The organism is Roseomonas sp. GC11, from assembly GCF_024437745.1.
Lineage (GTDB): Bacteria > Pseudomonadota > Alphaproteobacteria > Acetobacterales > Acetobacteraceae > Pseudoroseomonas.
The window spans coordinates 1-7,003 of sequence record NZ_JANFNY010000141.1 but is presented as its reverse complement, the minus strand read 5'-3'; the positions used below and the strand labels follow the sequence as shown (position 1 = coordinate 7,003).

At 73.3% G+C, this 7,003-nt stretch carries 7 protein-coding genes and 1 pseudogene; 7 read left to right on the top strand and 1 reads right to left on the bottom strand.

Features of this window, described 5'->3' with window-relative positions; genetic code table 11:
* Nucleotides 1-1,040 (bottom strand): annotated as a pseudogene (locus tag NON00_RS23590) (hypothetical protein); the annotation flags it as partial.
* Between the two features lie 255 nt (nt 1,041-1,295).
* Between NON00_RS23590 and NON00_RS23585 the strand changes: the two are divergent.
* The 7 genes from NON00_RS23585 to NON00_RS23555 all read left to right on the top strand — a co-directional run.
* Nucleotides 1,296-1,649: an NADH-ubiquinone oxidoreductase subunit NDUFA12 family protein gene (locus NON00_RS23585; protein WP_256025242.1), complete on the top strand. Its 354-nt coding sequence runs from the start codon at nt 1,296-1,298 to the stop codon at nt 1,647-1,649.
* A gap of 32 nt (nt 1,650-1,681) precedes the next feature.
* The gene (gene mlaD / locus NON00_RS23580) at nt 1,682-2,215 is read left to right on the top strand and encodes an outer membrane lipid asymmetry maintenance protein MlaD (RefSeq protein WP_256025241.1); all 534 of its coding nucleotides are present in this window, start codon (nt 1,682-1,684) and stop codon (nt 2,213-2,215) included.
* Nucleotides 2,212-2,442, top strand: a complete 231-nt coding sequence (locus tag NON00_RS23575) for a hypothetical protein (RefSeq protein WP_256025240.1) — start codon at nt 2,212-2,214, stop codon at nt 2,440-2,442. Before mlaD ends, NON00_RS23575 begins: the two co-directional genes overlap by 4 nt.
* Entirely contained in the window at nt 2,439-2,813 is a 375-nt protein-coding gene (locus tag NON00_RS23570; RefSeq protein WP_256025239.1) for a DUF2155 domain-containing protein, read from the top strand. Before NON00_RS23575 ends, NON00_RS23570 begins: the two co-directional genes overlap by 4 nt.
* A 162-nt stretch (nt 2,814-2,975) precedes the next feature.
* Nucleotides 2,976-3,872, top strand: a complete 897-nt coding sequence (locus NON00_RS23565; protein WP_256025238.1) for a DMT family transporter — start codon at nt 2,976-2,978, stop codon at nt 3,870-3,872.
* Nucleotides 3,869-5,851 carry a DNA/RNA helicase domain-containing protein gene (locus NON00_RS23560; RefSeq protein ID WP_256025237.1) on the top strand — a complete coding sequence of 661 codons (1,983 nt, stop codon included), beginning with the start codon at nt 3,869-3,871 and terminating at the stop codon, nt 5,849-5,851. Before NON00_RS23565 ends, NON00_RS23560 begins: the two co-directional genes overlap by 4 nt.
* A 233-nt stretch (nt 5,852-6,084) precedes the next feature.
* The coding region (locus NON00_RS23555) for a DNA translocase FtsK 4TM domain-containing protein (protein WP_256025236.1) at nt 6,085-7,003 on the top strand (919 nt) is incomplete at its 3' end.

Genomic DNA, 7,003 nt, shown 5'->3' with positions numbered 1-7,003 from the left:
GGCAGCGGGCGGGCCGGCTGCGGGCGCGCCAGCGGCACCGGGCTCGGCGCGTGCAGATAGGGGCGGATGGCGTGCTCCATCGCCTCCCGCGCCGACTCGGCCACGGGGGCGAGCAGCGTGGCGGCGGCGCGGGGGCCATGCAGGCCGGCGGCGCGGCGGGCGGCGGCGGTGGGCTGCTCGCTGACGCCGCCCTCCTCATCCTGCACCAGACGCGTGGCGCCCTGGGCGGGGGCGATGCCGCCCGTCTCGGCGCCCAGCAGCGCCTCGGCGGCATCCGGCGCGGTCAGGGCATAGCAGCCGACATGGCGCAGCCCCTGGGTGGCGCCGGCGGCATCCAGTGCCCGGCGCGCCGCGACGGCGAGGCCCGGGATGGCGCAGCGCGCCGGCGGGGCGGGCCAGAGCAGGGCGGCGGGCTCGCGCGCGCCATGGCGCTCGGCCAGTTCGGCGCTGGCCTGCTCGGCGGCGCCGCGCGTCAGGGCGGAGAGGCAGGTGGCCACCTCCCGCGCCGCGGCGGAATCGTAAGGCAGGCCGCAGGCGGCGAGCAGCCCGGCGAGATCGGCGAAGCCCAGCCGCAGCCGCAGGGCGCGCCCGCCCGTCAGCACCTCCAGCGCCAGCACGGCGCTGCGCACGGCGGTGGCATAGCCGGCCGAGTCGAAGCCGCCGGCCTCGTCCAGGAAGGCGGGCAGGTTCAGCACGAAGCGCGGCTCGGCCTTGGCATCGCCCTTCCAGGTGGCGGCGCCGGGGGCGCCACGGCGCAGCAGCACCAGGGCGCGCAGCGACTCGGCCAGCGCCTGCGCCTCATCCGGCGGCAGCAGGCCGGACTGGGTGGCGCGGGCGGTGAGGCGGCGGATCCAGCTTTCGGCGAGGCCCGGCAGGGTGACGGGCCCCTGGCCCGGGGCCAGGGCGGCCAGGGCCTCGGCCGCGCCTTCCTCCCAGGCGGCGGGAATGGCCACGGGGCGCGCGGGTGAATCGGGGTCCGCCGCCGCGCGAATGCGCCGCAGCGCGATGCCTTCCCAGGGGGTGCCAGCGATCCGTGCCATGTTTCTAAGGTAGCCCTGCGCGGCGCCACGGGGAAGCGGCCTCTGCCGGCAAATCGGCGCCGAGGGGCGAATCCGCCCGTGGCGGCCGATCGGAAAGTGGCAAATCCGAAAGCACCACCTAACTATGAGTAACGGGGCGCAGGTGTATCTTTCCCCATGCCGCCGCATGTGCGAAGGAAGCCCCCTGAGCGCGCTCCCCCTGCGAGGGTGTGGGTCCCCCATGCCCCCGCGCAGCCTGATGGAACTGACCGAGCCATGTCCTTCCTGCAGCGGCTGACCACTGGCTTCTCCGCCAGCAAGATCGGCACCGACCGCTTCGGCAACAGCTATTATGAGAGCAAGAAGACCTGGCTCGGCTACGGCCGCAAGCGCCGCTTCGTGCTCTATGCCGGCGAGGCCGACCCGACCATGGTGCCGCCCGAATGGCATTGCTGGCTCCATCACGTGACCGACGCCCCCCTGCCGGAGCAGAAGCGCTACGCCTGGCAGCAGGAGCACCGCCCCAACCAGACCGGGACGAAGCTGGCCTACCGGCCGGATATCCGCCCGGCCAATGCCCCCCGCCCCGCCACGGCCGGCGACTATGAGGCCTGGACGCCGGGCAGCTGAAACCAGCCCGGAGCCTGATGCAGGATCAAACAATGCAGGGTCGTAATCTGGCGGAGATCGTCACCGGCGCCGTTGTGCTGCTGGTGGCGGCCGCTTTCCTGGTCTTTGCCCTTGGGCAGTCCGGCCGTTCGCTGGGCAGCACCGCGGGCGGCATCACCTTGAGCGCGAAGTTCGACCGCATCGACGGCCTGACCCCGGGCGCGGATGTGCGGATCGGCGGTGTCAAGGTCGGCAGCGTGCTGGACCAGCGGATCGACCCGCAGACTTATCTCGCCGTCCTGAAGCTTCACGTGAATCCCGGCATCAACGTGCCGGATGACAGCTCCGCCGAGATCACCTCCGAGAGCCTGCTGGGCGGCAAGTATGTCGCCCTCGTGCCCGGTGGCTCGGAGAAGATGCTGCGGGATGGCGGGCAGATCACCATCACCCAGTCCGCCGTCAGCCTCGAGTCGCTGCTCGGCCGCTTCATCTTCTCGGTCACCGAGTTGACGGCGGCGAACAAGACCCAGCAGCAGGGCAATGCCCCGCAGGGCGCGGCGCCCACCGCGCCGGTGGCGCGGCCGTGAGCGTGGCGCCGCCGGCCCAGTGGCCGGGTGCCGATGGCCAGCCCGTTTCCTGCCGCGAGAAGCTCAAGGTCCTGGCGGAGAACCACGAGGAAGCCGCCACCCTGCTGCGCGACCTGCTGGAAGACGCTGTCCTGATGGGCGTGGACGAGGCCGCGATGCGCCGCATCCTGGCCGAGATGGTCGCCGCCCTGCCCAGCCCGCGCCGCGCTGGTGGGGGAGGGGCATGATGCGCCGCCTGCTGCCCCTGTTCGCCGTGCTGCTGCTGGCCCTGCCGGCCTCGGCGCAGCAGGATCCTGGCTGGGTGGCCCGCCGGCTGGCCAAACTCCAGGCACTGGACAAGGTGACGGCCCGCGTCACCCTGCTGGACGCCCCTGTGGGCCAGCCCACGCAGTTCGGCACGCTGCGCATCACCGTGCGTGCCTGCAATGCCCGCCCGCCCGAGGAAGTGCCCGACGCCGCCGCCTGGCTGGAGGTGCTGGACACCCGCAACGATCCGAATGGCAGCGCGGCCTTCCGCGGCTGGATGTTCGCCAATGCGCCCGGCGTCTCGATGCTGGAGCACCCCGTCTACGACCTCCGCGTCCTCGACTGCCGTTAATTTTTTTCAGGCTGCCGCTGTCTCCCGTCACAGCGGGACGCTGAACTGAAAAAAGTTTTTTGGTTCTTTTTTTCAAAAAAGAACCTTTCTCTTTCCCCTTGCCTTGGCGCACTTCGCACCCTTTGCCAGTCTCGCGCCCTCGCTTCCGGGACTGTGCCGCTGATGCTTCTCGCCTATGCGCAATTGGCGGCCTCGATGGCGCTGGTCGGCGTCAATGTGGGAGTGGCGAAGCTGCTGGCGGCGGCGCTGCCGATTCCGATGATCGCCGGGCTGCGCTGCCTGCTGGCCTGCCTGCTGCTCTGGCCGCTGGCGCGCTGGCGGGAGGGCCCGGTGCGCCCCTCTGGCCGCGCGCTGCGCAATCTGGCCGGGCAGGCGGCGCTGGGCACGCTGCTCTACAACGCCGCGCTGCTGACCGGCCTGCGCTATACCTCCGCGCTGGAGGCCGGCCTGATGCTGGCCACCCTGCCGGCGGTGATCGCCCTGGGCAGCGCGCTCTGGCTGCGGGAGCGTCTGCCGCCCCGGCAATGGCTGGCCGCCGGGCTGGCGGCGGGCGGCATGGCGGCGCTGACGCTGGGCCGCCTGGGCGAGGCCGGGGGTGCGGGCAGCCTGCTGGGCAATGCGCTGGTGTTTCTCGCCGTGTGTGGCGAGGCCAGCTATGTCCTGCTGGCCAAGCGGCTGGCCGGGCGGGTGCCGGTGGTCACCGCCAGCTTCTGGATGCAGGCTTTCAGCACGCTGATGCTGCTGCCCTTCTGCCTGCCGGTGCTGGGCGCCGCCGCCGCCCTGGCCGAGCCGGCCACGGCCGGGCTGCTGGTCTTCCACAGCCTGACGGCCTCGGTGCTGTGCCTGCTGCTCTGGTATGCCGGGCTGAAGCGCGCCCCGGCGGGGGTAGCGGGTATTTTCACCGCGCTGCTGCCCGCCGCTGCCGCGCTGGTGGCGGTGGCGCTGCTGGGCGAGACGTTTTCCCTGATGCATGGCCTGGGCTTCGCGCTGATGATGGGCAGCATCGCCCTGGCCACTTTGCCAGGCCAGGGGCCGGGCCGGGGAGGAAGCGGGGGATGAGTGGCTGGGTCACCACCACCGGCGCCGGGCTGCTGCGGGAGGAGGCTGCGGATTGGGCCGCGCGCCTCGCCGCCGCGCAGGCGCGGCAGCTGCGCGAGGTCAGCCCGGAGCAACTGGCCTCCTGGGAGGCCCTGGTCACCCATCTCCAGGCCGCCCTGCGCGCCCTGCCGGAGGCCGGTGGCTGGACGGTGCTGCTGGAATACGACCTGCTGCGGCTGGAAAAGCGCATCGATGCCGTACTGCTCACCGGGCGCGGCATCCTGGTGGTGGAGTTCAAGCACCGCGCCACCGCCTTCACCCCGCAGGACCTCGCCCAGGCCGAGGATTACGCGCTGGACCTCTATGATTTCCACGCGCTGAGCCGGGCGCATCCGGTGGTGCCTCTGCTGCTGGCCGAGCTTGCCCCGGCGCCGCGCCAGCAATTCCCCCTGCTCTGGCATGGCGTGGTGCCGCCGCTCCGTGCCGCGGCCGAGGGCTTCCCGGCCCTGCTGGCCGCCATCCAGGCCGCCCTGCCCATGCCCGCCACCCCGCTGGACGGCGCCGCCTGGGCGCGCGGCGCCTATCGCCCGGTGCCGACCATCATCGAGGCGGCACAGCGCCTCTTCGCCCGGCATGGGGTGGAGGAGATCGCCACCGCCCGCGCCGATGTGGAAAACCTCCGCGCCACCACCGCCGCCATCCGCCGCGCCATCGCCGGTGCGCGTGAGGCCGGGGAGCGCCGGGTGGTGTTCGTCACCGGCATTCCGGGGGCGGGCAAGACGCTGTGCGGGCTCAATCTGGTCTTTGGCCAGAAAGCGGAGGAGGGGGCGGCCTTCCTCACCGGCAATGCGCCGCTGGTAGCCGTGCTGCGCGGCGCGCTGGAGCGGGATGCGCGGCAGCGCCAGGGCCGCGCCCCCCGCCAGCCGCGGCGCGAGGCGCGCACCCTGTTGCAGAATGTCCACCGCTTCCTGGAGCACCATGTCCGCCACCCGGAGGAAGCCCCGGCCGAGCCGGTGGTGGTGTTCGACGAGGCCCAGCGCGCCTGGGATGCCGCCCAGGCCCGCCGCGATACCCAGCGCCGCCGTTCCGTCCTGACCGATTCCGAACCGGCGCATATGCTGGAAATCCTGGGGCGGCATCCCGGCTGGTCGGTGATCGTGGCGCTGATCGGCCAGGGGCAGGAGATCAACACCGGCGAGGCCGGGCTGGCCGAATGGGGCCGCGTCATCGCCGCCCGTTGGGGCGCCGAGGGAGGAAATTGGCGCGCCGTGGCGGCGCCCGCCGTGCTCTCCGCCACCGCCGAGCCCGCGCAGCGTCTCTGGCCGGGCGAGGCCGCGCCGCCCTGGCTCGCCCTGGACCCGGCCCTGGCCCTCACCGTGCCGGTGCGCTCCGTGCATCATGACCGCGCGGCCCAATGGGTGGATGCCGTGCTGAACGACCGCCCGCAGGAAGCCGCCGCTATCGCCGCCGGGGGCGGCCTGCCCTTCGCCCTGGTGCGCGACCTGCCCGGCCTGCGCGCCGGCCTGCGCGCCCAGGCACGGGGGATGCGCCGCGCCGGGCTGGTCTGCTCCGCCAAGGCCAGGCGGCTGCGCGCGGAAGGGCTCGGCGTCCAGCTCCAGGGTGCCGAGGACGAGGTGGTGAACTGGTTCCTCTGCCGCTGGCCCGATATCCGCGCCTCGGATGCGCTGGAGGTCTGCGCCACGGAATATGCCTGCCAGGGGCTGGAGCTTGATCTGGTCGGGCTGGCCTGGGGCGGGGATTTCATCCGCGCCGACGGCCGCTGGCAGGCGCGGCGCTTCGCCGGGACGCGCTGGAATAAGGTCGGGGGCGAGGAGGCGCGCCGCCACATCCGCAACACCTACCGCGTGCTGATGACCCGCGCGCGCTACCAGACCTTCCTGTTCGTGCCGCAGGGCGATCCGGAGGATGGTACCCGGCCGCCCGAGGAAGCGGAGGACGTGGCCGGCTATCTGCGGGCCTGTGGGGTGCCGGAAGGGTAGTCAAGAAATCGGGAGGAAGGCCGGGGGAATGAATTCCCCCAGACCCCCTTCTTTTTTCTGTCAGTGGCCGGTCATGGCCGCCACACGAGGCCGCTGCGCCCGCAACCGCCGCTCTGGTCCAGCCCCGCGTCCCGCCTCCCCACCCGACCGCGGCAGCCCGAAAGAAATTCTGGTCCAAGTGGTTGCCGTGCTAACCTCAGACACCCGCTCAGCAACAGAGTGACTGAGGTCCGATGCCGCGCGCGTTTGCCGAACGAAATTCCAACCCCGCCCCTTCCTCCGGCGGGCGTCTTGCCGATGGCGCGCGCCGCTTCGCCTCGCCCGCGCTGAAGGCCGCCCTGCTGCGGCGTGGCGCGGAACTGGCGGGGCTGGGGCTGGGCCTGTCCGGGCTTGGTCTGCTGGTGGCGCTGGTCAGCTACAATCCGGCCGATCCCTCCTTTTCCACTGCGACCACGGCGGCGGTGACCAACCTCGCCGGCCCGCCCGGCGCGCTGGTCTCCGACCTGATGCTCCAGGGCTTCGGCTGGGGCGCCATGCTGCCGGTCGGGGTGATGCTGGGCTGGGCCTGGCGCCTGGCCACGCATAAGGGGCTCTCGCCCTTCCTCTGGCGGGCGGTGGCGGTGCTGGTGGCGCTGCCCATGCTCTCCGCCGCGCTGCACCTCGCGCCGCTGCCGCCCGAATCGCCGGTCCTGGCCGGGGGCGGCGGGGCCCTGGGCGCCATGGTGGCGGGGCGCATGGTCGGGCTGGCCTCCGGCCTCTTCGGGCCGGTCGGCTCGCTGGTCGCGCATGTCACGGTGGTGGCGCTGGCCGGCTCGCTCTCCTTCGCCGCGCTGGGCGTGCCGCTGCTAGCCTGGCGGCAGGCCGGGCGCGCCGCCGGCAGCGCCGCGCGCGGCAGTGTGGACCTGACGACCCGCCTCGTCCGCCGCAGCGTCGAGACCCCCGAGCCACCGCCCTATGCCGCCGCCTGGAAGGAGAAGGAGCGGGAGGAGGATGGCCCCGGCCTGGGCCAGCGCCTCGCCGCGCCCTTCCGCGCCATGGGCGGCCTTTTCGCGCGCCGGCCGGAGGCGCCCTCGCCGCAGCTGGCCGCCATGCTGCGCGCCGCCGATGCCGCCGCCGCCGAAGCCGCCGCCGCGCCCCTGCCGGGCCCCGGCC

Coding starts and splice junctions, on each gene's coding strand:
- NON00_RS23585 (WP_256025242.1), top strand. CDS start 1,296: ATGTCCTTCCTGCAGCGGCTGACCACTGGCTTCTCCGCCAGCAAGATC.
- mlaD (WP_256025241.1), top strand. CDS start 1,682: ATGCAGGGTCGTAATCTGGCGGAGATCGTCACCGGCGCCGTTGTGCTG.
- NON00_RS23570 (WP_256025239.1), top strand. CDS start 2,439: ATGATGCGCCGCCTGCTGCCCCTGTTCGCCGTGCTGCTGCTGGCCCTG.
- NON00_RS23565 (WP_256025238.1), top strand. CDS start 2,976: ATGCTTCTCGCCTATGCGCAATTGGCGGCCTCGATGGCGCTGGTCGGC.
- NON00_RS23560 (WP_256025237.1), top strand. CDS start 3,869: ATGAGTGGCTGGGTCACCACCACCGGCGCCGGGCTGCTGCGGGAGGAG.